Annotated in this window: 21 protein-coding genes; 12 read left to right on the top strand and 9 right to left on the bottom strand. The window is 46.0% G+C overall.

Annotated features, from left to right (window positions below):
* Positions 1-16 precede the first annotated feature (16 nt).
* The 3 genes from astD to AC55NX_RS15935 form a co-directional block, all read right to left on the bottom strand.
* Entirely contained in the window at positions 17-1510 is a 1494-nt protein-coding gene (gene astD, locus AC55NX_RS15945) for a succinylglutamate-semialdehyde dehydrogenase (protein ID WP_496996623.1), read from the bottom strand.
* Positions 1507-2541: an arginine N-succinyltransferase gene (astA, locus tag AC55NX_RS15940; RefSeq protein WP_496996622.1), complete on the bottom strand. Its 1035-nt coding sequence runs from the start codon at positions 2539-2541 to the stop codon at positions 1507-1509. The genes astD and astA overlap by 4 nt, the downstream gene beginning before the upstream one ends.
* A gap of 74 nt (positions 2542-2615) precedes the next feature.
* A complete protein-coding gene (locus AC55NX_RS15935; protein ID WP_496996621.1) occupies positions 2616-3659 on the bottom strand; it encodes an arginine N-succinyltransferase in 1044 nt (347 codons plus the stop codon).
* A 266-nt stretch (positions 3660-3925) separates the two neighbouring features.
* Here AC55NX_RS15935 and AC55NX_RS15930 point away from each other — a divergent pair, with 266 nt between their 5' ends.
* Complete coding sequence (locus tag AC55NX_RS15930; protein WP_496996620.1) at positions 3926-4627, top strand: expansin EXLX1 family cellulose-binding protein; 702 nt, start codon at positions 3926-3928, stop codon at positions 4625-4627.
* Between the two features lie 116 nt (positions 4628-4743).
* Here AC55NX_RS15930 and AC55NX_RS15925 read toward each other — a convergent pair whose 3' ends face one another.
* Positions 4744-5796 (bottom strand): NAD(P)-dependent alcohol dehydrogenase, encoded by a 1053-nt coding sequence (locus tag AC55NX_RS15925; protein WP_496996619.1) that lies wholly within the window; start codon positions 5794-5796, stop codon positions 4744-4746.
* 770 nt (positions 5797-6566) lie between these two features.
* Here AC55NX_RS15925 and AC55NX_RS15920 point away from each other — a divergent pair.
* Both AC55NX_RS15920 and AC55NX_RS15915 read left to right on the top strand, forming a co-directional pair.
* Positions 6567-7253 (top strand): helix-turn-helix domain-containing protein, encoded by a 687-nt coding sequence (locus AC55NX_RS15920; protein WP_496996618.1) that lies wholly within the window; start codon positions 6567-6569, stop codon positions 7251-7253.
* Positions 7254-7341: 88 nt separating this feature from the next.
* The gene (locus AC55NX_RS15915; protein ID WP_496996617.1) at positions 7342-8385 is read left to right on the top strand and encodes an oxidoreductase; all 1044 of its coding nucleotides are present in this window, start codon (positions 7342-7344) and stop codon (positions 8383-8385) included.
* Positions 8386-8428: 43 nt separating this feature from the next.
* On the opposite strand, the gene AC55NX_RS15910 is transcribed toward AC55NX_RS15915, so the two are convergent.
* Positions 8429-8584 carry a hypothetical protein gene (locus tag AC55NX_RS15910; RefSeq protein ID WP_496996616.1) on the bottom strand — a complete coding sequence of 52 codons (156 nt, stop codon included), beginning with the start codon at positions 8582-8584 and terminating at the stop codon, positions 8429-8431.
* A 28-nt stretch (positions 8585-8612) separates the two neighbouring features.
* Here AC55NX_RS15910 and nqrM point away from each other — a divergent pair, with 28 nt between their 5' ends.
* The gene (gene nqrM, locus AC55NX_RS15905) at positions 8613-8816 is read left to right on the top strand and encodes a (Na+)-NQR maturation NqrM (RefSeq protein WP_496996615.1); all 204 of its coding nucleotides are present in this window, start codon (positions 8613-8615) and stop codon (positions 8814-8816) included.
* 148 nt (positions 8817-8964) lie between these two features.
* Here nqrM and AC55NX_RS15900 read toward each other — a convergent pair whose 3' ends face one another.
* Positions 8965-9327: a cytochrome b562 gene (locus AC55NX_RS15900; RefSeq protein WP_496996614.1), complete on the bottom strand. Its 363-nt coding sequence runs from the start codon at positions 9325-9327 to the stop codon at positions 8965-8967.
* A gap of 203 nt (positions 9328-9530) precedes the next feature.
* On the bottom strand, positions 9531-10277 hold the full coding sequence (locus AC55NX_RS15895; RefSeq protein WP_496996613.1) for a phosphatase: 747 nt from the start codon (positions 10275-10277) through the stop codon (positions 9531-9533).
* Between the two features lie 139 nt (positions 10278-10416).
* Here AC55NX_RS15895 and AC55NX_RS15890 point away from each other — a divergent pair, with 139 nt between their 5' ends.
* The 5 genes from AC55NX_RS15890 (at position 10417) to AC55NX_RS15870 (ending at position 17553) form a co-directional block, all read left to right on the top strand.
* Positions 10417-13320 carry an HD domain-containing phosphohydrolase gene (locus tag AC55NX_RS15890; protein ID WP_496996612.1) on the top strand — a complete coding sequence of 968 codons (2904 nt, stop codon included), beginning with the start codon at positions 10417-10419 and terminating at the stop codon, positions 13318-13320.
* A gap of 245 nt (positions 13321-13565) precedes the next feature.
* Complete coding sequence (gene zwf / locus AC55NX_RS15885; RefSeq protein ID WP_496996645.1) at positions 13566-15068, top strand: glucose-6-phosphate dehydrogenase; 1503 nt, start codon at positions 13566-13568, stop codon at positions 15066-15068.
* Positions 15065-15781: a 6-phosphogluconolactonase gene (pgl, locus tag AC55NX_RS15880; protein WP_496996611.1), complete on the top strand. Its 717-nt coding sequence runs from the start codon at positions 15065-15067 to the stop codon at positions 15779-15781. The genes zwf and pgl overlap by 4 nt, the downstream gene beginning before the upstream one ends.
* 13 nt (positions 15782-15794) lie before the next feature.
* Positions 15795-17243, top strand: a complete 1449-nt coding sequence (gene gnd, locus AC55NX_RS15875) for a decarboxylating NADP(+)-dependent phosphogluconate dehydrogenase (protein ID WP_496996610.1) — start codon at positions 15795-15797, stop codon at positions 17241-17243.
* A gap of 142 nt (positions 17244-17385) precedes the next feature.
* Entirely contained in the window at positions 17386-17553 is a 168-nt protein-coding gene (locus AC55NX_RS15870) for a hypothetical protein (protein WP_157371937.1), read from the top strand.
* 103 nt (positions 17554-17656) lie between these two features.
* Here AC55NX_RS15870 and rimI read toward each other — a convergent pair whose 3' ends face one another.
* Positions 17657-18769, bottom strand: a complete 1113-nt coding sequence (gene rimI, locus AC55NX_RS15865) for a ribosomal protein S18-alanine N-acetyltransferase (RefSeq protein ID WP_496996609.1) — start codon at positions 18767-18769, stop codon at positions 17657-17659.
* A 113-nt stretch (positions 18770-18882) separates the two neighbouring features.
* Between rimI and AC55NX_RS15860 the strand changes: the two genes are divergently transcribed.
* Both AC55NX_RS15860 and AC55NX_RS15855 read left to right on the top strand, forming a co-directional pair.
* Positions 18883-20334, top strand: a complete 1452-nt coding sequence (locus tag AC55NX_RS15860) for a RimK family ATP-grasp domain-containing protein (protein WP_496996608.1) — start codon at positions 18883-18885, stop codon at positions 20332-20334.
* Between the two features lie 316 nt (positions 20335-20650).
* Positions 20651-23248 carry an ExeM/NucH family extracellular endonuclease gene (locus AC55NX_RS15855; protein ID WP_496996607.1) on the top strand — a complete coding sequence of 866 codons (2598 nt, stop codon included), beginning with the start codon at positions 20651-20653 and terminating at the stop codon, positions 23246-23248.
* 327 nt (positions 23249-23575) lie between these two features.
* Here AC55NX_RS15855 and AC55NX_RS15850 read toward each other — a convergent pair whose 3' ends face one another.
* Entirely contained in the window at positions 23576-24481 is a 906-nt protein-coding gene (locus AC55NX_RS15850; RefSeq protein ID WP_496996606.1) for a LysR substrate-binding domain-containing protein, read from the bottom strand.
* Between the two features lie 100 nt (positions 24482-24581).
* On the opposite strand from AC55NX_RS15850, the gene AC55NX_RS15845 reads away from it, so the two are divergent.
* On the top strand, positions 24582-25487 hold a 906-nt coding region (locus tag AC55NX_RS15845), incomplete at its 3' end, for an aldo/keto reductase (protein WP_496996605.1).

Raw genomic sequence — 25487 nt, 5'->3', positions numbered from 1 at the left:
CTCCTTCAACAACGGATTACGCTGACGTATCCGCCGGGGCGGAAAAATCCAGCCCCGGAGAAACCGATTCCGGCATGGTGAGCTGTTCGGCTTCGACCGAAGCCATCGGCCATGCACAGAAATCGGCACTGTAAAATGCACTCGGACGATGGTTACCCGAGGCACCGATGCCACCGAACGGTGCAGTTGGCGCAGCCCCTGTCAACGGGCGATTCCAGTTGACAATACCGGCGCGAATGGTCGCGGCAAATTGCTCATAATCGGCGCGCTGGGCCGAAATAATTCCGGCAGATAACCCAAAACGGGTCTGATTGGCGATATCGATGGCCTCTGCGAGTGTCTGATAACGCCTCACACTGAGCAGTGGCCCGAAATATTCTTCATCCGGCAATTCGCGAACTTCTGACACATCGAGTATCCCGGGCGTGACCAACGCGGTATTCGGGTCGGGCCGGGTCATGGCAAGTAACGGTTTCGCCCCCAAATCACACAGATACTGTTGCGTCTCCAGCAAGGCATCCGCGGCTTGGTTCGACACCACCGCCCCCATGAACGGTTCCGGCTCGGCATCCCAGCGATCAACGCGAATCTGGCGCGTAACCGCCACCAGCCGCTCAATCAGACGATCGCCATCGGTGCCCTGTTTGACTAACAGCCGTCGAGCACAAGTGCAACGCTGCCCCGAAGAGATAAACGCAGACTGAATCACCAAATTAATCGCAGCATCCATATGATCGTAAGACTCGATCACCATCGGATTGTTGCCCCCCATTTCAAGGGCCAGAATTTTCTCCGGCTGACCGCCCATCTGACGATGCAGATGATAACCGGTATTGGCGCTGCCGGTGAACAGCAGCCCATCGATTTGCGGATGTGAAGAGAGTGTAATCCCCGTTTCTTTACCTCCTTGGACGAGGTTAATCACCCCTGCGGGTAAACCGGCACTGTGCCAGATCTCCAGTGTCAGTTGCGCAGTCCATGGGGTCAGTTCACTTGGTTTAAACACCACACAGTTGCCGGCAATCAGTGCAGGGACAATATGCCCGTTCGGTAAATGACCGGGGAAGTTATAGGGCCCGAACACGGCCAGAACACCATGCGGACGGTGGCGCAGCACAGCCTTTCCGCCGGCAATCTCGGTGACTTTTTCCCCGGTTCGCTCTTGGTAAGCTTGTATCGACACCTGAATTTTGTTCATCATCCCCTGCACTTCGGTCAGCGCTTCCCAACGTACTTTTCCCGTTTCTTGGGCAATCACCTCGGCCAGTTCCTCTTTGCGCGCACTTAATCGCTGGACGAACTGTTCCAGTAATGCGAGACGCTCTGCCAACGGTGTCTGAGACCAGACAGGAAATGCCTGACGAGCGGCCGCAACGGCCTGCTCAACATCGTCCGGTGCCGCCGCATTGGCTGACCAGATCACCTCATTCGTGGCCGGATTACATTTTTCAAACCCATCACCGTGTCCGACGGTCCAGACACCATTGATATAAAGACTTGGCTGACTCATGAGAAATTCTCCTGTGCAAAAAGTGGGGCCAGACGCACCGTGTCACCCTCGGTAACGTGCAGCGCTTGTGCTTGCGTACTGGTCAGTAAAACGTGAGATTCGGTGATCTCTGGTGTGCCGATAATGGCGCGATATTCGGCGAAGCTTTCATTGCCAATCAAACAGTGAATCGGGCCTGTATCCTCCGTCTCTGAGACCTGAACCACCCGAGTTTGAGATTTACGCACCACACGTAAATCATCAATGTAGGCTTCCAGTGTCGGGCCGGCGTCGAAAATATCGACATATCCTTCGTAGCGCATCCCTTCACTTTCCAGAATTTTCCGTGCCGGAATGGTACTGGGGTGAACTTGCGCAATCACCGCTCTGGCTTCATCACTGAGAAAATCCACATACAGCGGATGTTTGGGCATCAGTTCGGCAATGAATGATTTTTGTCCGACCCCGGTAAGATAATCGGCATGAGCAAAATCAATTGCAAAGAAATGACGACCGAGGCTTTCCCAGAACGGGGAGTGCCCGTGTTGATCGGAAACACCGCGCATTTCGGCAATTAATTTCGTAGCAAAACGGTTCTGAAATGTCGCAATAAACAACAGCCGACTTTTCGACAACAGATGACCGTTTTTACCGTGGCGGTATTCTGGGTCGAGAAATAAAGTACATAGCTCGCTATAACCGGTATGGTCATTGCTGAGAAACAGGGTCGGCATCTGAGTGTAAACATCCAGAGCTTTAGACGCATGCACCAATGTACCGACCCGATAGTTATACCAAGGCTCATTGAGCCCGATAGCAGCTTCGATACCGCTGATGCCCACCACTTTACCGCTGTCGCTGTCTTCAAGCACGAACAGATACCCTTGCTCCGAAAGCGGGGCTTGTTGCTCCCAAGTCCGTCGCATCCGTTCAATCCGATCATTTAACTGACTCTCGTCGTTTTGCAACGAGGTAAAACCGACGCCAGTTTGCGTCGCCAGTTCTGTTATTGCCTTGCGGTCGCTCCTTGCAACCGGACGGATCACCATCATTTTCATTATCCCTGAATGGTTTAGGTTCACTAATCGTTCAGAACCACAGATAGATTAGTTCACTATAGACAAGTTTAAGTTTTGTCACTGACAGGAAAACACCAGATCTGTCTTCCGGTCTCAATCTTATCGTGAGGATTAATTGCCAACACCTGTAACGTTTCAGGCATCAGCAGCAGTGTCGAACCTTCCAGCCATCCTTCTCCCATCACCGCACGGAAGTCCGTCTCATGGCTGACGCCAATCAAATATTTCTGATGCCGGGGAAGATTCTCGACAACTTTCACGCGGCACAATTTGTGATGTTGCCAGATATCGAGCGTATTACGGTTTGCGGTCAGAATCGGACCTGCATCAAAAATTTCAACGTATTTATCCGGCTCAAAACCCTGATCACTCAATAACCCACACTGTAATTCGGCATCCGGATGAACCTGCCCCATCACCGCTTGTGCCTCTTCATGAATCAACGGTACATACAGCGGATGATGCGGCATTAGTTCGGCAATAAAGGTTTTATCCCGGGTGCCGTTGTAATATTCCACTTGGTTGTAATCAATCCGGAAAAACTTTCTGCCGACATGTTCCCAAAACGGAGCGCGGCCATTTTTATCGGCCACCCCCGGGATCACTGCCAGCCAGTCGGTGGTAAAACGTTCCGGATGGATCGACATAAACAGCAACCGACCTAAGGTAATCAAAGCAGGATAGAGGCTATTTTTCAGCGCCGGAATCACATAAAAAGAACAAAGCTGAGAGTGATCACTCAGATCATGGGTCATGGTCAGCGCATGAATACGGCTATGGACCTTCAGCTCCCGGGAAGAATGAATCAAGATATCATTACGCAGCGCATAGAAGGGCTCCTGATATCCGGCCAGTGCGTTGATCGCACCGGTGCCGAGAATTTGTCCGGTCAGGGTTTCTTCCAGCACGAAGAAATAACTCTCTTCCCCCGGAGACAATACCGCTTGCCGAAACGAATCCATCGATCGTTCCACTTTCTTGATCAGGTGAGAACGCTGTGCAGGTAAGGTATAAACCATCGGCCCGCTTTCATGGGCCAGACGTTCGATTTGTTGAATATCACTCAATTGAGCGGGACGGAAAATAATCATCAACACGGAATCCTTGTGCAACATTATTTCAGTACAGACTTGTCTGAGGCTCTTAGATTACGAGACCTGACAGGAAAAAGATTATGAAAATCTGACCTGATTTTACAGTTTTATACCATAATGGTGGATGCGCCTGTCACCGTCATCCTTTTTCACAATAATTGACCGCAACGACACATTCATGATCTCAATATGCATTAAACTGCCTAATTGATCCTTGGTAACAAAGGTTCACTTGTGTTTATTCAACGTACAGCGAGGCTTTTATGAAAAAAACGTCTAATATATTGTTTATAATGGGTATTTTATTCTGTGGATCCAGTTTTGCAGATACTTCTACCCATACGGGTGAAGGCACCTTCTATGGCTACGGCGGTGGCGGTAATTGTAGCTTCCCGAAACCAGATGACAGCATCTATACCGCGGCAATGAATGCCGTTGACTATAACGGTTCTGCTGCCTGTGGTGCCGTCATTGAAGTGACCAATATGAATACCAACCAGACCGTGACGGTACGCATTGACGACCAATGTCCTGAGTGTAAAAAGGGAGATGTCGATCTGGACCAAGATGCTTTTGCTGAAATTTCACCGCTTGAGGCAGGTCGCATTCCGATTGTCTGGCATTACATTGCAAACGAACAAGCCGGCAATATGAAACTGTATTTTAAGGAAGGTTCCAGTCAGTGGTGGACAGCCATTCAGGTTCGCGATCATAAGTATCCGATTGCCGCTATGTCATACCGGGTCTCCGGTTCAGGCAATGACTACACCCAGCTTGAGCGTCAACCCTACAATTACTTCGTCAAAAATGATGGATTTGGTGTTGGCCCTTATGACTTCCTGATCACTGACTTTTGGGGACAAACCATCGAAGTAAAATCGGTTTCGCTCATTCTGAATACTGAGATAGATACAGCGATGCAATTACCCACATATACAAGTGTTCACAGCTCATCGGCCCACTGATTCAGTTCCATCACGATCAGTGACATCACAGCATCATGAACACAAAAAAATGCACCCGAAGGTGCATTTTTTCATCATCACCCATGCAGAGATGAATGACGACAAATCATACCGGGTTATGCGCTCTCAGGCATGGTTGCCATATCAATCACAAAACGATAACGGACGTCGGAACGCTCCATCCGCTCGTACGCTTCATTGATTTCATCCATGCGAATCATTTCACACTCAGGCAAAATATTATGTTCACCACAGAAATCGAGCATTTCTTGTGTTTCCGGGATTCCCCCGATCAGAGAACCTGCAATTCGACGACGACCGAAAATCATCGGAACGGTTGATAGTTCTTCCAACAGACCGACCTGACCGACGATCACCAGCGTGCCATTGACATCCATCAACGGGATATAGCCGGTAACATCATGCTTGACCGGAATTGTATCGATGATCAGATCAAAGCTAGACTGCGCCTGCGCCATGGCCGCTTCATCTGAAGAAATTAAATAATGCTGCGCACCTAATGCTTTCGCATCTTCAATCTTCGCATCGGTACGGCCGACAACTGTCACTACAGCACCCATTGCGATTGCAAGTTTCACGGCCATATGACCAAGACCACCCAGCCCCAGCACAGCAACCCTGGTTCCGGGTTTTACATCCCAGGCTTTGAGTGGCGAGTAAGTGGTGATACCGGCACACAACAGTGGCGCCACACGGGAAAGATCCAACGATTGCGGAATGGATAATACGAATTCTTCACGGACGACAACGTGACGTGAATAACCGCCTTGTGTCGGTTCGTGCGTGTGACGGTCCTGGCCACAATAGGTTGCGGTTATCCCTTCACGGCAGAACTGCTCTTCTCCGGCTTCACACTGATCACAGTGCTGACAGGAATCGACCATACAGCCGACACCGACAGTGTCGCCAACCTTATAACGCGATACATCCGACCCGACGGCAGTCACTCGTCCGATGATTTCGTGTCCCGGGACAAGTGGGTAAGTTGAGCCGCCCCAATCATTACGAACCGAATGCAGATCCGAATGGCAAACACCGCAGTAGAGAATCTCGATTGCAACGTCATTCTCTCTCAGCTCCCGGCGTTCAAATGCATACGGTTCCAAAGCTGCACCCTGATTGTATGCTGCGTAGCCAACTGTTTTCATGTTCATCTCCCGTTTCGTGATGAATACTTGCTAATGACACATACTGATAAAGGTCGATCAGCGCAATAAAAATATAATTTATAAGGACGTAAAAGCATAATACATTACCATTGAATTTCAATCATAACATATATTACCCCTATTAAAATGAGGTAATCAGTAAATATGGATTACCTCATGTCATCTTATATATTCATTAACACAACATATGCAATAGAATATATTCATCTGCAAACAAGATATATTATTATCTTGAATATATTATATGTCCCTCCCTTTTTTTACATATTATATTGATATATATATCATCCAGTCACTACTCTACACAGATTCCCGACCTGAGTTTCTGATCAGCGATTAATAGGCTAATCAAATAAATACCGATATCAGCTCGACTATTCCCGACTTGATCTTGCGCAACTGCATCAAGGACAAACTCAACTGATTCAACAAAAAAATCCTGATCTTCTAATAGCATATGCTTCATTTACTCCATAAGTTATACCGCCTTCGTGACAAGCGGATCTGACAAAAATAAGCACTACAGAAGCAAACGGGTCACCAACATCCAATCAATCACGTCTTTTGCGACGGACTACACGACCATTTGGCTGTTCTCTCGTACAGGTAGTGATATTATTTTTCCACTTGTCCGGAGGGGAGATATAACCGGTTTGAATCTGATGTCAGAATCTTAAATCTCTCCTTAAAACAGATAAAGCTTACACGGGCAATCTCATACTAAAACCATACTAAAATAGGGCTTCAGGATGTCAAATGACAATATTAAGACGTTTTCTTACCTTAAAGGAACGGCATTTACTAACAATTTAAAACACCAGACTCAGAGCAAAGATTATATAGAATTATCCAATTTACTGAATATTCCAAAATCAACTTTTAGTACTTGGAATGCGCATAATCGAACATCTCATGAACTGATTGTCCGGCTACATCTCGCCTTAGGGATTCCCGTCAAACAGCTCGCTTTACCGAGAGATTATCCACTCAAAGATTTACATCCTTCGCTGTGGGAAAGTCATGAATTCATGCCGCAAATACAGGATCAGGCTAAGTTTTACCAATCTCAGTCAGAAACTCGCCAGATTTATCAGCACGCCACCGTTATTCTGCAGCGATTCAGTCTCAAACATGGGGCGTTAGTCGGTACCGGAGAATCACCCTATGCCGCACAAAGAATGCATGAACTTCAATTGAAAGCCGCCTCAACGATCGAGGTCGAGACCACCGATACTATCTATCTGATTGATCAAAAGATTCAGGATATTGTTTCCGGCCGTTATCTGATGGATATCGACGGCAGAATAGTGCTTCATACCGTGCAACGATTACCGGAACAGCAGATACGCATTGTGTTTCCGGACGGAGCTGTGATCATCGATACCAATAAAGTCCGTATTCTCGGGCGGGCCGTCCTCACGATACAACGATCTTGAACAGACATTAATTGATCAAGATGACTGACTCCGTCATGATATTGAACTGCCGCAGGTATTAAACTCTAACGATAATATATAGGTGAAGATGATGTCCCAACCCATTAAAACGGCCGTGATAGGCTACGGTTATTCAGCCAAAACGTTTCATATCCCGTTTCTTGAATCTTTACCCCAGTATCGGTTTTGCGCCATTAGCAGTCGTCAGCAAGATGTAATTACAGCGCAATATCCGACCGTCACCTGCTATGAAAGTGCTGACCGTTTGATTGAGCGGTCAGATGCCGAACTGGTGATCATTACCGCTCCCAATGATGTTCACTTCTCTTTGGCAAAAATGGCGCTGGAACACGGTAAACATGTAGTCGTCGAAAAACCATTCGTCACTCAAGTTCCTGACGGAGAAACCTTGATCCGCATCGCTCAAGAAAAGCAACTCACGCTAAGTGTTTATCACAATCGCCGCTGGGATAACGATTTTCTCACCGTGAAAAAACTACTCGCGGACGGCAAACTGGGCGACATCAAATGGTTTGAATCCCATTTTGATCGTTATCGTCCTGAGGTCAGAGCCCGCTGGCGTGAATCAGCAGACGTTGAGGGCTCCGGTATTCTCTATGATCTCGCCCCTCATCTCATTGATCAGGTTCTCGAACTGTTCGGGAAGCCGGACGCGATTACCGCGCAATGCCGTTCAATGCGTCAGGCCGGTGGTGCAACGGACTTCTTCAACCTGTTACTGCACTATCCAACTTTTCTGGTGCAACTCCATGCCAACCCATATAGCCCCGGTGACAATCTGCGCTATAAGATTCTGGGAACCCAAGCAAAATACATCAAGATGGGGCTTGATCCGCAAGAATCATTGCTCAAAACGAGCGGTCTTATTGAGAAGCAGCAGCAGATTCAGGAATTTGAGGGAAACCGAGGGCAACTCTCTACAGAAGAGCATGTTGAATTGATTCAGAACGAACAAGGTGGCTATGAACATTACTTTATACAGTTAGCCGACTCGATTCGTCAGGGAACACCTCCTCCGGTCACAGCGAAACAGGCCTTAAATACGATTCGTCTGATAGAGCTCGCGATCAAGAGCAGCGAAATCGGGCAAACCATTGAGGTAAATTGGTAGGTGCGGCAACGCATTTATTTGTAGCATAAGCCAAAAATAAAGTTTATGCTTGGCGAACCATCATACTTGGCGAACCATAGATATGATCTGCAACCACCCGATAATACAGGCGTGAGTCTCTCATCGGGTCCGGTTGTTGCTTCGGCACCTTTTTATCAACTACACTTTTATCAAGAAGCGTTGTTCGTACCAAACTCATTTCTGAACAAACGCCAAAGGAGGCAACCGTGACTTACCTACTGACATTTGTTGTATTTATGATCTTAATACTCGGTATGGCGATCGGTGTACTATTTCATCGTCGCTCGATTCAAGGGAGTTGTGGCGGTTTGTCTTCTATTGGGGTGGAGCGTGCCTGTAACTGTAAGGACGTTTGTGAAAATCAGGAAAAGACACTTTATCAAATCCAGGAACCAGATGATAAACGTTAATCCTTTACCCTGTTCGGACTGACCATGTGTGGGGAATTATCGGAAAATTGATAGATGGATGGTGGGTAGATCCCTTTGTGGGGTATAAGTTTCGTAGCCAAGGGCAGCGTCGTCTTTCGCAACGAAACTCATATATGACCTGAAAATATTATCTCACTTTACTGTGATATTCTGACCGCAGTGAATCAATGGTTCTTAACTTATCTTTCGCACCTTGTAAGTTGCCTTGATCAAGTTCAGATTCCACCTGCTTAACGGCAATCGAGAGTTTTTGAAAACCTTGCTGCATTATTTTGCCTCTGTCGCCTTGATATTCCCCTTGTTGGAGTTGAGCCACTATTTCATCAAGTCGCCCCATTGCACCTTTCATCTCTTCAACACTTGAGGACTGAGCTGCATCTACAAAGGCTTTTTTAATCTGGCGCATTGATGAATGAACGTCAGCGTTACTCGCCGCCCAAACAGGAGAAAAACACATCACTAGTAGTAATACGGTTATCTTTTTTAACATAACATTGCTTCCTTACATATATTCATTTTTTGACTAAATCTTACTTCTGACAGATGGGTGTCGCATCATTATCTTAAGATAAACGCTTATTTTGGCAAAGAATATGAGTGGCCGATAACAAAGCCCCGAAAGCCGTTGTCATGCCACAATGTCTGATGTCTTATCCCTGACTGCCTGACCTCTCACTGTCTTACATCGGATGTTTATTCCATCCTGTTAAACTCAGCAATCGCCTCACGCCCGCGCAATGCCAGAAACTGCAAAAACTGGCGGACACTGTGTGTAATGACCTGCTCTGTGGGGATCTCAAGTTTTGCAATCAGTTCCCGGGCGAGGCTCAACTCACCGACCGCGTGACAAAAATGAGCATCACTTCCGGTGGTAATCGGTGCGCCGTACAACTTAGCAAGACGCCCTATCTCGTAACATCGTTCAACGCTACCGACGCGGCTATGACCCAGCAAGGTACTGTTATTAATCTCAATCGCAACATGGTGCTCTGCTGCACACTGAATCACGGCATCAAAGTCAAAATCATATCTGGGGTTGCCCAAATGCCCCAAAGCGTCCACTTCGCCACGTTCGATCACACTCAGCAACGCTTGGGTATGTGTTTTTTTGTCAGCAGGCGCAAACACCGGCTCATGAAAACTGCCGATCACCCAGTCAAGCTGTGCCAGCACATGCGGCTGTAGATCGATTTCGCCTTGAGTATTTAAAATATTGGCTTCCACACCGCGCATAATTGCGATTTCATTTAAAAACCTTGGAATCACTCTCTGATTGGCAAAAAACCAAGGATGAGGAGCTCCCGGCATCCGTTCAGCATGATCGGTCGTGCATAAAATTTTTAATCCATTCGCTTTCGCAACACTGACATTTTCAAGCAATGTACTATAAGCATGACCACTTGCATAAGTATGCGTATGTGTATCAACAACAATATCCATAAAGCCTCCCATTTCTCTCCCACACAAAACTATAACAATGCACTTTGTGACTGGCTATCACCAATTTCAACGGTTTTTTTGCAACCTGACCACATTCGACAATACTTATACCCTAGGGGCTCGATTTACGGACAAATTTATGAAATTACGTCGCTATTCTCTTAGTCTTCATATTGGCAGTTTATTCCTGATTTTAACTTCAATCGTTGGTGGCGTTTTAATCCTGATCAGTTACAACCATGCCCAAGCATTACTCAGCGAAACAGCAAAACAGCTCAGCTATGAAAACAGCCGTAAAATCGAAACCGAATATAAACAGAGTATTGGCCCGATCCTCACCACACTGGATTTCCTTGCATTCAGCACGTTTGTCGAAAAGGAGCACTCACCCATTGACGATAAGCGCTGGCTGGCATCGATGGCACTGGTGTTTCAAAAAAATCCCAATTTGGTTGCTATCTACTTTGCCGACGACAATGGTGATTTCACCATCATGCGACCACTCTTGAATGAACAGGATATAAGACGTTTCGATGCCCCTAAAAATGCTGCATTGTATGCACAACAAACACAAGCCGATGGGCAGAATGATATCTTCTTTCTTGATGAACAATTCCAGCAGATTAGTCATCGCCAGACCTTTGATAACCAGTTTGACCCCCGTGAACGTCCTTGGTTTCTGTCCGCTCAGCGCGACGGAAAAATTCGACTGACGGAGCCCTATTTCTTCTATTTTCTGAAAACCCACGGAGTAACGCTATCACGAAGATCACCCGACGGCCACAAAGTTGTCGGTGCCGATTTCACACTGGATTCTTTGTCCAAACAAATCGACGCCATCGGCTTCACTGAAAATACAAAGCTCATTCTGTTTGATCAAAAATATAATGTCTTAGCCCAACATGATGCCGGAGTGTCGGTGACCAATACCTCGGCAGAAAATCGTAACAAGCTGGAAAAGTCATTATTTACGCCGATTCTCCATCGGATCAGTAGTCAGGTCATTTATGAGACTGCCAATGATGGCGACAAAGATTGGTCTTTAACGTTAACCCCCGTGACATTAAATCCTTACGTCACTTTAATGTTAGCAGAAGCAACCCCCCACGATGCCTTATTGTCCAACTTATTATCGATGCGGGATCAGCAGCTCAAGGTGGTCATTATTCTACTTATCATCTGTTTTTTGACCGTTGCGATCATTGCATCAAGACTGGCAAGACCGTTAAAAAATCTCGTTCAGCTTTCCGACAACATTATCCGATTTGAATTTAAGAAAACTCGTTATCCCAAATCGATCATTAAAGAAGTCGCTAACTTATCCCAGTCGTTGCAGCTAATGGAACACACCCTGCATGATTTACTCAAGTTACTCCGCAATACGGCCAGTAATCATGATTTCAATACGCTGGCAAAGACACTGACCCAACAAAGCTATCAAATCACCCGGGCAGAAACGATTATTCTGTACATATTCTCCAATGAAACAGAGTCATTCACGACACTGACGAATCATGCCATCATTCCATTCAGAATAGACATCAATGATTTACTGAATGAAACACCTTGGCTCAAATCACAACTACAAAAAGGCGAAGTGGTTCACTTCAGTAAACAAGATAACGTCATCAAAAAATACCGCGATCAGCTATTTAATACTGATATTTATCTGTTCCCCCTTTTGAATCGCCGTCAGCAGTTGATCGGTATTCTCAATCTCGGCTATGAACGCCCGCTGACTCAGGAACAATCAGACAAACACGCCTTCCTGCGTGAGCTGATGAGTTTTGCTCAAATCGCCAAAGATAATATCGACACACTACAACAACAGAAAGAGGTATTTTACGCATTTATCGAGCTTATCGCTTCGGCAGTGGATACCAAGTCGCCCCAGACTCGCGGACATTCCCAACGCGTTCCGGCATTGGTGCAGTGGCTGGCGGAAGCAACCGTCACCGATACACATTATTATCCTTATTTCAAAATGGATTCTTCGCAATGGGAAGAGTTAAATGTTGCCTCTTGGCTGCATGACTGCGGAAAAATCACCACACCGGAATATATCTTCAATAAAGCCACCAAGCTGGAAACTATTTATAACCGGATTCATGAAGTCCGGATGCGTTTTGAACTGCTCAAACTTCAGGCTGAAGCGGATTACTGGAAGGGGCTGGCGGAAGGGAAAGATCAGACAACCCTGCTGGCCGAGCTTGAAGCGATCCACCAGACCCTGGATGAAGAGTTTGTCTTCGTTGCCCAATGTAATGTCAGCGATGAACCGATGACCAATGAAAAAATCGAGAAGTTACATCGAATTGCCCAACGCAACTGGAAGCGTACATTGGATGATCAGTTAGGCGTCTCCTCGATTGAGCAACAACGCACCGGCAAACCGAGGTCTCTGCCGGTCATGGAAAAATTACTCGATGATAAGCCAAGCCACTATGTGACATGGGAGTCCGGCAACTATAACTATCCGCAAGAGACGCCGCAAGAAACATGGCTGGATCGCTTCTCACTCAAACCGGGAGAACTGCTATACAATCGGGGAGAACTCCATAATTTATCCGTTCGCCATGGCACGTTAACTGAAGAAGAACAATTTATCCTCAATTCACACACCGTACAGACTTTAATGCTACTGGAACGATTGCCCTATCCGGAACATCTGAAAAATATTCCGAAAATCGCAGCATGTCACCATGAACGTATAGACGGTCATGGATTCCCCAGAGGATTAAAAGGCGAAGAATTCTCGCTTCAAGCCAGAATGATCGCGGTGGCTGACGTCTTTGAATCACTCACGTTCCGGGAGCGACCGGATCAAAAAGTAAATATGCTGCCAGAAGTCATTGAACGGATGACTGATATGGCCGTCAACGGCCACCTGGATCCCCGTCTCTATTTACTATTTCTGGAAAATAAACTGTATCAGCGTTATGCCGATACATTTATGGAAGAAAAACCGATAACGCAGGTTGACCCGGCTACCCACATCAAACGCGTCAAACAATATCTCAAGACAATGACCCATCAGATATGATCACCAAATCAGAAAGCGAAATCAGCCGGACACTCTTACATCAAATAAGTTGATCAAATCGACACTTTTAGTTGATGTAAATCAAATTGTCAGAGAGAATAGAGGCCGGTTTTTTGCTCTTTTATGATGGGTGTCATGGATATTGATAACACCTATTATAGCTATAGAAAGAGCCAATTTTCTATTTTGGTATTGTGCTGTTACCGTTGGCACACGCTAAATACCTCGTTTTTAAGGGAAAGATGATGGTAATACCTGAAAACAGCAGCATCGTGATTTTTGGTGCTTCCGGCGATCTCACTTACCGCAAACTTATTCCTGCCTTGTATCATCTATATGCAAACAATCAACTGCCCAAATCATTTGCAATTTTAGGTGTAAGTCGGACGGAATATAGTGATGATTCCTACCGGGAAAGATTGAAGACAACCCTGCAAGAGTTGGAAAAGACAGAACCTGAAACGCTCGAAGATTTTTCTCAGCACCTTCACTACCAAGCGATTGATACTGCCAACGTCGAAGACTACAAGAAGTTGTCTGAACGGCTGGACATGTTGGCTGAACAATATCATTTTGAACAACGCAACACTTTATTCTATCTGGCGACACCACCTAGCCTGTATGGCGTGATCCCCGGCTGTCTGGCCGCGCATGGGTTAAACGATGAGAACCAAGGCTGGAAACGTCTGATTATTGAGAAACCATTTGGTTATGACCTCAAGTCAGCACAAGAACTGGATATCGAAATCCACCGCCATTTCAAAGAGCATCAAATTTACCGTATCGACCATTATTTGGGTAAAGAAACTGTGCAAAACCTACTGGTTTTCCGCTTTGCAAACGGTATGTTTGAGCCACTCTGGAATCGCAACTTCATCGACTATGTCGAAATCACCGGTGCTGAGTTTCTGGGTGTAGAAGAGCGTGGTGGCTACTACGACAACTCCGGAGCAGTGCGAGATATGTTCCAGAACCATTTGCTGCAAGTGCTGGCAATGGTCACCATGGAGCCACCGGCCGCGATTAATGCCGACTCAATCCGCAATGAAGTCAACAAAGCCCTGCAAAGCCTACAACCGCTCAGCGATAAAGATCTCCAGCAAAACTTAGTCCTCGGACAATACACAGAGTCTGAAGTCCGGGGTAAATTCTTGCCGGGCTATCGGGATGAGCATGGGGTCGCTGAAGACTCTCGCACCGAAACCTATGTCGCGCTAAAAATGTTTATCAACAACTGGCGTTGGAATGGCGTGCCCTTTTATGTCCGTAGTGGTAAAAGACTACCGACCCGCGTGACCGAAGTTGTGATTCACTTTAAACGTACCCCGCACCCGGTATTTGCTCAGAACGCACCTGAAAATAAACTCGTGATTAGAATTCAGCCCGACGAAGGTATTTTGATGTGCTTCGGTCTGAAAGAGCCGGGCGCCGGTTTCCGCGCCAAAGAAGCATCGATGGACTTCCACTATACCTCTCTGGAAGAAACTAAAATGCTCACGGCCTACGAGCGGTTATTGCTCGATGCCTTAAATGGCGACGCTACACTATTTGCCCGCACAGATGCGGTTGAGGCTTGTTGGAAATTTGTTCAGCCTATTCTGGACTACAAACAAGACCCGACCTCTTTATATGGATACGCCTGTGGGACATGGGGCCCTAAAGAATCGGACGAACTGCTGCAAAGAGATGGCAGAGAGTGGCGATTCCCCTGTAAAAATTTAACCAATACGGATTATTGCGAATTATGATTAACCATAAAATTTTTCAAACTGCCAATGATGTCGTGCATTCACTTGCCGACGACTTAAAAACTTATAGTGAACAGGGACGCCCTGTTCATATCTCTCTGTCCGGTGGTAGCACGCCCAAAATGTTGTTCAAGCTGCTGGCTTCTGCCCCCTATGCGACATCAATCCAGTGGCATAACCTCCATTTTTGGTGGGGTGATGAGCGCTGTGTTGCGCCGGATGATGCAGAAAGCAACTACGGTGAAGCAAACGCACTGTTATTTAGTCAGATTCAAATCCCGGCAGAGAATATCCACCGGATTTTAGGCGAGAAAGACCCGGCAGCAGAAGTTGAACGCTTCGCCCAAGAAATGCTGGACCAAGTCCCGGCTCAAAACGGCATCCCTGTCTTTGACTGGATTCTGTTAGGCGTCGGTGGCGACGGTCATACAGCGTCACTGTTCCCAGGCGCAACCAATTATCAAGAACCGGCATTAGCTATTGTTGCGTCTCACCCTGAATCAGGCCAATTACGTGTTTCCAAAAGTGCCAGAGTTCTTCAGGCTGCCAAGCGAATCAGTTACTTGGTTCTGGGCGCAGGGAAAGCAGACATTGTCCATGAAATTCACACCACTGCTGCAGATGCATTACCTTATCCTGCGGCTAAAGTTCAGTCGTCTCAGGGAGAGACTGAGTGGTATTTAGATAAAGATGCAGCAGCAAAGATTGCGTGAGGAGATAAATTCAATGAAAGGCGATATAGGTGTTATTGGTCTTGCGGTGATGGGACAAAACCTGATTCTTAACATGAACGACCATGGTTTTACAGTCGTTGCACACAACCGCACCACATCCAAAGTTGATGAATTCTTAGCCGGCCCCGCCAAAGACACCAATATTATCGGGGCTTATTCTTTGGAAGAATTGGTTGAAAAATTAGAGAAACCACGCAAAGTCATGCTGATGGTTCGCGCCGGTTCAGTCGTTGATGCGTTTATCGATCAGTTGGCTCCGCTACTCGACGAGGGTGATATTATTATCGATGGTGGGAATACCAACTATCCGGATACCAACCGTCGCGTTGCTGCTCTGAAAGAAAAAGGCATTCACTTCATCGGTACCGGAGTATCCGGTGGTGAAGAAGGTGCGCGCTTCGGGCCATCGATTATGCCGGGTGGTTCGCCACAAGCATGGCCGGCGGTCAAACCCATCTTTCAGGCGATTTCAGCCAAAACCGATGCCGGTGAGCCTTGCTGTGACTGGGTCGGTAACGACGGTGCCGGCCATTTCGTCAAAATGGTACACAACGGTATCGAATATGGTGACATGCAGCTGATTACTGAAGCGTATCAATTCATGAAAGATGGCCTTGGCCTGAGCCATGAAGAGATGCAACAAACCTTCAGCGACTGGAATAAAACCGAGCTGAACAGTTACCTCATCGAAATCACCGCTGATATTCTTGGTTATAAAGATGAAGACGGCAGCCCGCTGGTTGAGAAGATTCTTGATACGGCAGGCCAGAAAGGCACCGGTAAATGGACTGGTATCAATGCCTTGGATCTTGGCATCCCACTGACTTTGATCAGTGAATCTGTATTTGCACGTTGCCTGTCAGCACTCAAAGAGCAACGCGTTGCGGCTGAAGCACAATTTGGCAAGGCTATCGAGAAAGTGAGCGGTGATAAGCAAGAATGGCTGGATGCGCTGCGTCAGGCACTGCTGGCTTCAAAAATCATCTCTTACGCACAAGGCTTTATGCTGATGCGTGAAGCATCCGATGAGAATGGCTGGGAACTGAACTACGGTAACGTAGCACTGATGTGGCGTGGTGGCTGTATCATTCGTTCAGCCTTCCTCGGCAATATCCGCGATGCGTATGATGCCAACCCTGAGCTTGCATTCTTAGGGTCAGACCCTTACTTTAAAGGCATTCTGGATAACTGTCTTGCGGCATGGCGTAAGGTTGCTGCCAAATCTCTGGAAGCCGGTATCCCAATGCCTTGTACCACATCGGCTCTGACATTCCTTGACGGCTATACCACAGCACGTCTCCCTGCAAACCTGCTTCAGGCTCAGCGCGACTACTTTGGTGCGCATACCTATGAGCGGGTTGACCGTCCGCGTGGTGAGTTCTTCCACACCAACTGGACAGGTACAGGCGGTGATACAGCTTCAACCACCTACGATGTCTGAGGCTCACAAATTAACAAACAAATCGTTCGATTATTAATAGATTTGTGATTATAATTTGACCTTTCTTTCGATGCTGCTTAATATTAAGCAGCATCTTTTTTACCCATCGTAACCATAGATCATAACCATAGAGAGTGGAAAAATGTTTAGCAAACATTATGTCTTTGTACCTGCGGAACTCGAAATCGAAACGTTTCGCTCACCAGAAAAAGCAGAAACCACAGCAACAGAGAGAGAAGAACTGGTGCGTCAGGCTCAGGAACTTGGTATGCAAGAATCCGCCATGACTGACTATAAAAAATGCGCCTGAGTACATATTCTTCCACATATGTATCAGACACATTTTCACTGACCTAACACGTTACGGATGCTCGTGTTAGGCGTTATTCAATTCAGTTTATCCATTCAATGAATTAGTTCGAGAGTTCGAGCGATTTTCCCTTGCGTATCACCACACAAGATGTCTGCTTCTGTTTGCCATAGCCAATGATTTGCGTGAGAACCGCTTTTCCGACCGGAATATAAGCAGCCGCAACCACATCAGACTGATCGTCAACATGTGGGTCATGAATAAAGAAGAAGTGTTCGCTCATGCCACTGAGTAAAATCCAGTGCGGTTCTTTGTTACCCGTAAATCGATAAGTGCTGATCAGCAATAACACACTCGCACCCTGTTCCAGCCAGTGCTCAAACTGAGCCTGTGTGGGCGGCATATCCGTCACCGTGACATTCTCATACGTTGCCAGCTGCTGACAAAAATCCTGATGGACTAATTCAATCACTGACTTTTTATTCGGATCCCGCACCCCATCAATAAATGGTACCGTTGAAGAACGGCTCCACAACTCAACATCAAATCCGCGCCGGGCCGCGGCCAGCGCCAGACCGTGTCCGCTACAGCCGCCATGTCCGGATGTCATGTAGATCGTGGTTGCTTCCCGCCATAGTTGCAGCTCATGGGTACGGGTCAGCTCTGTTTGCGGTTCAAAGCGTACAAAACTCATCAACAGGCAAGCTGCACCACAGGTAAATGGAGTGGTCTGGACATAAAGTGGCACGGGCACTTCCAAACGAGGCTCATGCGGATCAAGCCGTTTTTGCATCCGAATCCCGTCACACTGGTCATCGTAATAGTGCATCAATATTTTAAGCCGTTTATAGCCTAATTTTTCATATAATTTTAACGCTGCCCTATTGTCATCCCGGACTTCTAGCCGTAATGTACAAGCACCTTGATCAAGAGCGGCACGCTCACATTGCTCCATCAGTTGTTGGGCAATGCCTCGTCCTCTGAAGTCAGGGTTTACGGCAATCGAATACAACCTTGATAGCTGTGTACCTTGGTGAAACAGAAGTAAAGCATAGCCAGCCAATTGTGTGTCGGATTCGGCCACAAACATGGCCGCATGCGCCGATTTCAGAAACCGCCGCATTTGACGTGGTGAAATTTTGTCTCCGGTGAAAAGCTGTTGCTCTAGTGCATTTAGCGCAGAAAGATCAGTGTGGTTCGCATGACGAATGTCCATACGATGCCTCAAAAGGTTAGAAGATTGCGATGCAATATTATGTCGATACGTCAATCTCCACAAGAGACTTATCTCCACAAAGACTGTGTATCATGCAACCGGAATTATAAGACATGGCAAATCTTTTCATTGTGACCGATCATACCGATGACTGGCACCAATATTTCCCTTCCGATCAGGTCATCAGCGTTCAAAGTTACCTGAATACCAACTGGAAACCGACGCATAAATCAATTCAAGTCGTCAATTTATGCCGTAGTTACGACTATATGAGTAGTGGTTATTACTGCTCACTGATGGCAGAAGCAAGAGGACACCGGGTGATTCCCCGGGTCATGGCGATCAATGATATCCATCAGCCGTTTCTGCACTCTTCAAACCTGCTCAAGCTGAACAAGCTCTATCCGTCAGAGCATGAACTAGCGTGCAAAATTTACTTTGGCCGCACCCCGCAAAAAGGGCTGGAAAAGCTGGCACGTCATTTGTTCGAACAATTCATGATTCCGGTGATTCATCTTGAACTGTCAAGACATAACCAACAGTGGCATATCAAATCGATTCAGCCATTCCCGTTTCAGGATCTGACTGACCCGGAGCAGGACTTCTTTATTGAATCGCTGGAAAAGTTTTCCCAGAAAGTCTGGAAAAATCCGAAGCAGAATAAAGCGTCCCGCTATGATCTTGCGATGTTGGTCGATCCGGATGAAAAAATGCCCCCGTCAGATAAAGCAGCTCTGAAACGTTTTCAGAAAGCAGCGCAACGCTTAGGCATGAATCTCGAAACGATTACCGCGGAGCATCTGTCTCGTTTGGGTGAGTTTGACGGACTCTTTATCCGTGCCACCACCAATATCAGTAACGAGACCTACCGTTTTGCGAAAACGGCCGAGAAAATGGGGCTGGTGGTAATGGATGATTCTGAATCCATTATGAAATGTACCAATAAAGTCTTTCTGACCGAGTTACTGAAACGCAATCACATTCCCGCCCCCAAAAGTGTGATTGTGCAAAGTTTTGACCCGGACTGGCAAGAAAAGCTGCTCTCTGAGCTGTCATTTCCGATGGTGCTCAAAATTCCTGACGGTGCCTTCTCACGCGGGGTGATTAAAGTGACTGATATTGACTCACTCAATCAAGAAGCAGCTTTGCTATTCGAGAAAAGTGCACTGATTCTGGCTCAGGCATTTATGCCGACAGACTTTGACTGGCGGATCGGCATTCTCAACCGACAGGCAATCTTCTCGTGTAAATACATGATGAGCCGTGGTCACTGGCAGATTTACCATCACCATAACAATGGCAGAACCACCTCCGGCAGTTTTGAAACACTGGATCTCAAGCAAGTGCCTAAAAATGTTATCGACACGGCACTGAAAGCCGCCAATTTAATTGGTAATGGCTTATACGGCGTTGATTTAAAAGAGATCAATGGGCAGGTTTATGTGATTGAAGTCAACGATAATCCAAGTATCGATCATCATGTGGAAGATGCATTCTTAGGGGATCTACTCTACGACCGGATTATGACCGAGTTTCTACGCCGCATTCAGATGCGAGGATTCTGACCTTCCCTATTTCCATGTCGTTGTTTTTAGCACGCCTGACATCACCAATTGCCACCGCGCTCTGCGGTGGCTGATCCCATCCGATGGCACAAGCTTTGTTGCATATAAAAATGTGATTCATCTCGATTTATTGATGCTATTTATGCGACTCATATCTCAAGTTCATTGAAATGTATTTTTAGTTTCATATTAAAAAGTAAAACTAAACCGTGAAATAGTTAGTAATTTTAGTAGTGAGTTATCAATTTTGATGAGTTGATTATTCACGAACTAAATCTCATATAATCATGGAAAAACAACGTCAAGTGGGTCAGAAATGAAAGTCAAAAGCTCGTTATCATGTCTTTCGATTGCCATCGGAAGCATCCTCTCGTTATCGGCACATGCCGATATTTTGCTGTCACAATATGTGGAAGGCTCGGGATTCAATAAAGCCATCGAAATTGCCAATACCAGCGATCAATCCAGCTCTCTGGACGGTTATACGTTGGCGAAGTCAATCAACGGTAATGGCGAATGGGGCAATAAACTCCCGCTCGACGGGCGGAGTATTCCAGCCCATGGCGTACTCGTCATTGCCAATAGTCAGGCCAACAGTGATATTCTGGCGGTCAGTCAAGAGACCAATACAACGGTCCTGAATTTTAACGGCAATGATCCGATTGCCCTACTCCGCAACGGTTCAGTGCACGATGTGATCGGCACGATGGGTGGCAGCTATTTTGCCAAAGACGTCACATTGATGCGTCAATCCAATGCGTTAACCCCTTCACCAACCTATGTTGAATCGCAATGGACTTCTGCCGCAAACGACAATATCGACGGACTCGGCACCATCGACATCGGTAGCTCAGGCTCAACCTTTACCTGTGAGGGGGAATCCTTTATCTCAATTCAAGAGATTCAGGGAGAAGGTAGCCGCTCGCCGCTGCTCAGTAGCTCAGATAACACCACCGATCAGGAATATACTGTGAAAGGCGTCGTCAGTGCCGTGACCACTGGGCTCACCAAAGGGTTCTATCTGCAGGCACTGCAAGATGACTACAATAGCAATACCTCTGAAGGGCTGTTTATTTACACCGGCCAGTCTGCTGCCGATCTCAAACCCGGCGATGTAGTCTGCGCCAAAGGGAAAGTCAAAGAGTATTATGATCTGACTGAACTCTCAGCGGACAACCATCAATGGGTCAAACAGGGAGAGCAACAACCGCCACAGGCCACGGATATTGTCCTGACCGAGGGCGATGACAATTTTGCCCAAACGCTGGAACGCTATGAAGGCATGTTAGTCAATCTCCCAGCCAAACTCGACATGCGTGTTACCCGCACATTCAGTTACGACTATGATGCCAGACGCAACAATATGGTGCTTGCCCAGGGACGTTTGAATGTCCAACCCAACCAAAATTTTGCGGCCGGTTCCGAGCAAGCCAAACAGCAAAGCAAAGAGAATGCACAGCATCGTCTGTTTGTTGAATCAGATCAGGTTGCCGATGATGGTCAAATTCCTTACTACCCTCAGTTTGGCCGCAGCGACATCGATCAAGACGGCTCTACCGAAGACTATATCCGCGTCAATGACACCCTCAGCGGTGCTCAAGGTGTGATCACTTACAGTTATGATGAATATCGCCTGATCATGACCAATACCCTGACTCAGGATAACTTCGTTCACAATTCTCCGCGCGGCTCTTCTCCACAACTCAAAGACGGCGGTGATCTGCGTATTGCTACGTTCAATGTACTCAATTACTTCAATTCTCCTTTTGGCGGTGATGCCAACCCTTATGGCAGTAACCGTGGGGCAGAAACTGCCACGGAATTTGAAATTCAGCAACAGAAAATCGTCCGCGCTATCTTGCAACTCGATGCGGATATTGTCGGTCTGATGGAAATTGAAAATAACGGTTTCGGCGACGGTGGCGCGATTCATCAGTTAGTCGAGCAGCTCAATCAACAGATCAGCAAACCGGAAAACCGCTATCAGTATGTGGCCATCGATACCAATCAGGACGGCACCATCGATTCACGGGATTCCATCGGTACCGATGCGATTACCACCGGGCTCATCTATCGTAACCAGCGTGTCTCGCTGACCACACCACGGATTATCCACATGCCTTCGCAACAAGCACCGGCTGTGTATGATAAAGACGGCAATCTGATCGAAGATGGTAAGAACTATCAGCGTGATTCTCTCGCCCCGACGTTTAAAATCCAGAGTAGCAAAGGTGTCGCACAAGAACTCACCGTTGCCGTCAACCACTTTAAATCTAAAGGCTCAACCTGTTGGGAAGATGCCGCAGCGGTTGAGAATGGCGGACAAGACCAGCAAGACCCGGATTTCCAAGGCTCATGTGAGAACTTCCGCGTGGCGGCTGCCGTTGCGCTCGGAGAAGCACTGAAACAAATTGGCGGTCATCAAGTCATTCTCGGAGACCTCAACGCGTACGGTAAGGAAGATCCATTACTGGTTTTGACCGATTACACCCCGGCGAAATACGGCAAAACCATTCATGCCGCCAGAAATACCTTCATCAACGGCAAACCGCAGTTTGGCGATCAAGGTGCTGACATCACGCAGGGTTATGGTTACATCAGTGCGGTCAGTATGATTCATCCTGACAACTGGAGTTACTCATACAATGATGAAGTGGGTTCTTTAGACCATATTCTGATTAGCCCGAGTCTGAAAATGCATGTCATTGACGCAACCGACTGGCATATCAATGCGGCGGAGTCTTCTCTGTTTGACTACAGTAACAAATATAAGGGTGATCTGCCTAAATACCGCGACCAATACCGCGCATCAGACCATGATCCTGCGATTCTGGAGCTGAAAATGGGCGGTTCAGTCAGCGGCGTACTTTTGGTGTCCTTATTCGGGGTGCTGGCAATCCGACGTTACGTCTAATCAACTCCTTCTTCAATCAGGGGACACTCGTCCCCTGTCATTGCAGTTAAGCTGGCATTCGCTTGAGATGATGATCCAAACAATCATTCGGTTTAATATCCCTTACTTTGAATCTCGTTTCTATTACGACATCAAAACACTATTTATGTTCGGTTAACGGCATACTGAAACATCTATACCGTTATTTTATCTATTTCCTTCGATGATTTATGATTTTTAGCCACACTAATACTCATAGCCATTATATAGATTTGTATATTAAATATTTATATTTAGCGTAATAAAATCTAATTTAACGTATACATAAATAATCATCACTAAATATCATCATGAAACGTTATTTTGAGAGGAGATCCATGTAATTAACGTTCTTAAAGGTACAGGAATATATTTTCTGCTCGGATAATAAATACAAAAATTGTCGACAGGATATTTATAATTAGGTAATAATCTGATTAAACTACCTTCTGAAATATTATTCAACACTAAATTTTCGTAAACAAAAGCAATCCCTAAGCTCGATTCAGCCGCCTGGATCATTGATGTATCCGAGTCAAGTACCAGATCCCCATCAACGGATACTTCAACTAGTTTTCCATGCAAATCAATAAACTCCCACCGATATATTTGTCCACTAGGAAAACAACGATTAATACATCTAAAATTAACCAGATCCATTGGTGATGAAGGAACGCCAAACTCATCAATAAACGCCGGACTTGCTACAGGTATTAAAGCCGGTTTTTCGCCTATTGGAATTGCAATCATATCTTTAGGAACATCTGATCTATAGCGTATTCCCGCATCAAATCCAGAGTCGATTATATTTATCATTCTGTCAGTTGTAAACAGTTCTAAGACAATATCGGGAAACTCATGTTTGAACTTTAAAAAATATTCTTGAAAGAAAAGGTCCAGAACTATTCTTGGTAAATTAATTCTTACAATACCTTCAGGTTTCTTTTTATGATGATTCAGGTTATCAATAATACGTCTATAATCATTTAAAATAGGTATGACATTATTTAGAAATTCTTCACCAACCTCGGTTAGAGAAAGACTTCTAGTTGATCGATTCAAAAGCCTGACACCTAACTTATCTTCAAGATTATTTATGGCGCTAGTTAATGACGGAGGAGAAAGATTCAACTCTTTTGCGGCCTTACGAAAACTTCCGTGTCTAACGATAAGAATAAATATTTCTATATGCTGTAAATCTGGAATGTTTTTCATTATTAATAATTTTCTAACAGTGTATTAGCTATATATTAATTGTTTTGAGTTTAAAATAAAAGTATATCTATAAAAACATTAAGAAGGTGAGGATAAATAAGTGAAGACACGTTTTCTCGGAAAAGAAAAATTCGAAGTTTCAGCACTGGGACTTGGTTGTATGGGAATGAGTTTTGCGTACGGAGGTGCAGAAGAATCTCAAGCTATTAATACAATTCATACCGCTGTTGATATGGGAGTTACCTTTATTGATACGGCTGAAGTTTACGGCCCTTTTGAGAATGAAGAATTAGTTGGAAAAGCCATAAAAGGTATTCGAGATAAAGTTCAGATTGCAACTAAATTTGGCTTTCGAATCCTTCCTACAGGTCAGGGGCTCGAACGAATGGCAGGGGTTGATAGCCGGCCACAACACATTCGCGAAGCTGTTGAGGGCTCACTCAAAAGGCTGAACATCGATACGATTGATATTCTCTATCAACATCGCGTCGATCCTAATGTTCCTATTGAAGATGTAGTCGGTACGATGGCTGATCTTATCAAGGAAGGAAAAGTTCGCCATATTGGTTTGTCAGAAGTATCCGGTGACACTTTACGTAGAGCATCCAAGGTTCATTCTATCACTGCTGTTCAGACAGAATATTCACTGTGGACGCGTGAACCGGAAGAAGGAATTCTCAAAGCTTGTCGTGAACTAGGAGTGGGATTTGTTCCATATAGCCCTTTAGGACGTGGATTTTTGACAGGAAAGATCACCGATCAATCCGGTTTTGCGGATGATGATTTTCGTCGAAATCTTCCTCGTTTCCAAAAAGAAGCAATGTTAAAAAACCAGAAACTACTCGAACAATTGCAAGATATTGCATCCAAATATAGTTGTACACTCGCTCAACTAGCACTTGGTTGGGTATTAAGTAAAGGAAATAATATTGTACCTATTCCTGGCGCGAGGAAAATAGAACATTTAATGGATAATGCTGGTGCTGTAGCATTAAACATTTCCGAC

The organism is Vibrio rubrogenes (genome assembly GCF_059641415.1).
Note: the sequence above shows the minus strand (reverse complement) of the source record. Positions and strands in the feature narration are given on the sequence as shown.

Coding starts and splice junctions, on each gene's coding strand:
- astD (WP_496996623.1), bottom strand. CDS start 1,510: ATGAGTCAGCCAAGTCTTTATATCAATGGTGTCTGGACCGTCGGACAC.
- astA (WP_496996622.1), bottom strand. CDS start 2,541: ATGATGGTGATCCGTCCGGTTGCAAGGAGCGACCGCAAGGCAATAACA.
- AC55NX_RS15935 (WP_496996621.1), bottom strand. CDS start 3,659: ATGATTATTTTCCGTCCCGCTCAATTGAGTGATATTCAACAAATCGAA.
- AC55NX_RS15930 (WP_496996620.1), top strand. CDS start 3,926: ATGAAAAAAACGTCTAATATATTGTTTATAATGGGTATTTTATTCTGT.
- AC55NX_RS15925 (WP_496996619.1), bottom strand. CDS start 5,796: ATGAAAACAGTTGGCTACGCAGCATACAATCAGGGTGCAGCTTTGGAA.
- AC55NX_RS15920 (WP_496996618.1), top strand. CDS start 6,567: ATGTCAAATGACAATATTAAGACGTTTTCTTACCTTAAAGGAACGGCA.
- AC55NX_RS15915 (WP_496996617.1), top strand. CDS start 7,342: ATGATGTCCCAACCCATTAAAACGGCCGTGATAGGCTACGGTTATTCA.
- AC55NX_RS15910 (WP_496996616.1), bottom strand. CDS start 8,584: ATGAGTTTGGTACGAACAACGCTTCTTGATAAAAGTGTAGTTGATAAA.
- AC55NX_RS15900 (WP_496996614.1), bottom strand. CDS start 9,327: ATGTTAAAAAAGATAACCGTATTACTACTAGTGATGTGTTTTTCTCCT.
- AC55NX_RS15895 (WP_496996613.1), bottom strand. CDS start 10,277: ATGGATATTGTTGTTGATACACATACGCATACTTATGCAAGTGGTCAT.
- AC55NX_RS15890 (WP_496996612.1), top strand. CDS start 10,417: ATGAAATTACGTCGCTATTCTCTTAGTCTTCATATTGGCAGTTTATTC.
- zwf (WP_496996645.1), top strand. CDS start 13,566: ATGGTAATACCTGAAAACAGCAGCATCGTGATTTTTGGTGCTTCCGGC.
- pgl (WP_496996611.1), top strand. CDS start 15,065: ATGATTAACCATAAAATTTTTCAAACTGCCAATGATGTCGTGCATTCA.
- gnd (WP_496996610.1), top strand. CDS start 15,795: ATGAAAGGCGATATAGGTGTTATTGGTCTTGCGGTGATGGGACAAAAC.
- AC55NX_RS15870 (WP_157371937.1), top strand. CDS start 17,386: ATGTTTAGCAAACATTATGTCTTTGTACCTGCGGAACTCGAAATCGAA.
- rimI (WP_496996609.1), bottom strand. CDS start 18,769: ATGGACATTCGTCATGCGAACCACACTGATCTTTCTGCGCTAAATGCA.
- AC55NX_RS15860 (WP_496996608.1), top strand. CDS start 18,883: ATGGCAAATCTTTTCATTGTGACCGATCATACCGATGACTGGCACCAA.
- AC55NX_RS15855 (WP_496996607.1), top strand. CDS start 20,651: ATGAAAGTCAAAAGCTCGTTATCATGTCTTTCGATTGCCATCGGAAGC.
- AC55NX_RS15850 (WP_496996606.1), bottom strand. CDS start 24,481: ATGAAAAACATTCCAGATTTACAGCATATAGAAATATTTATTCTTATC.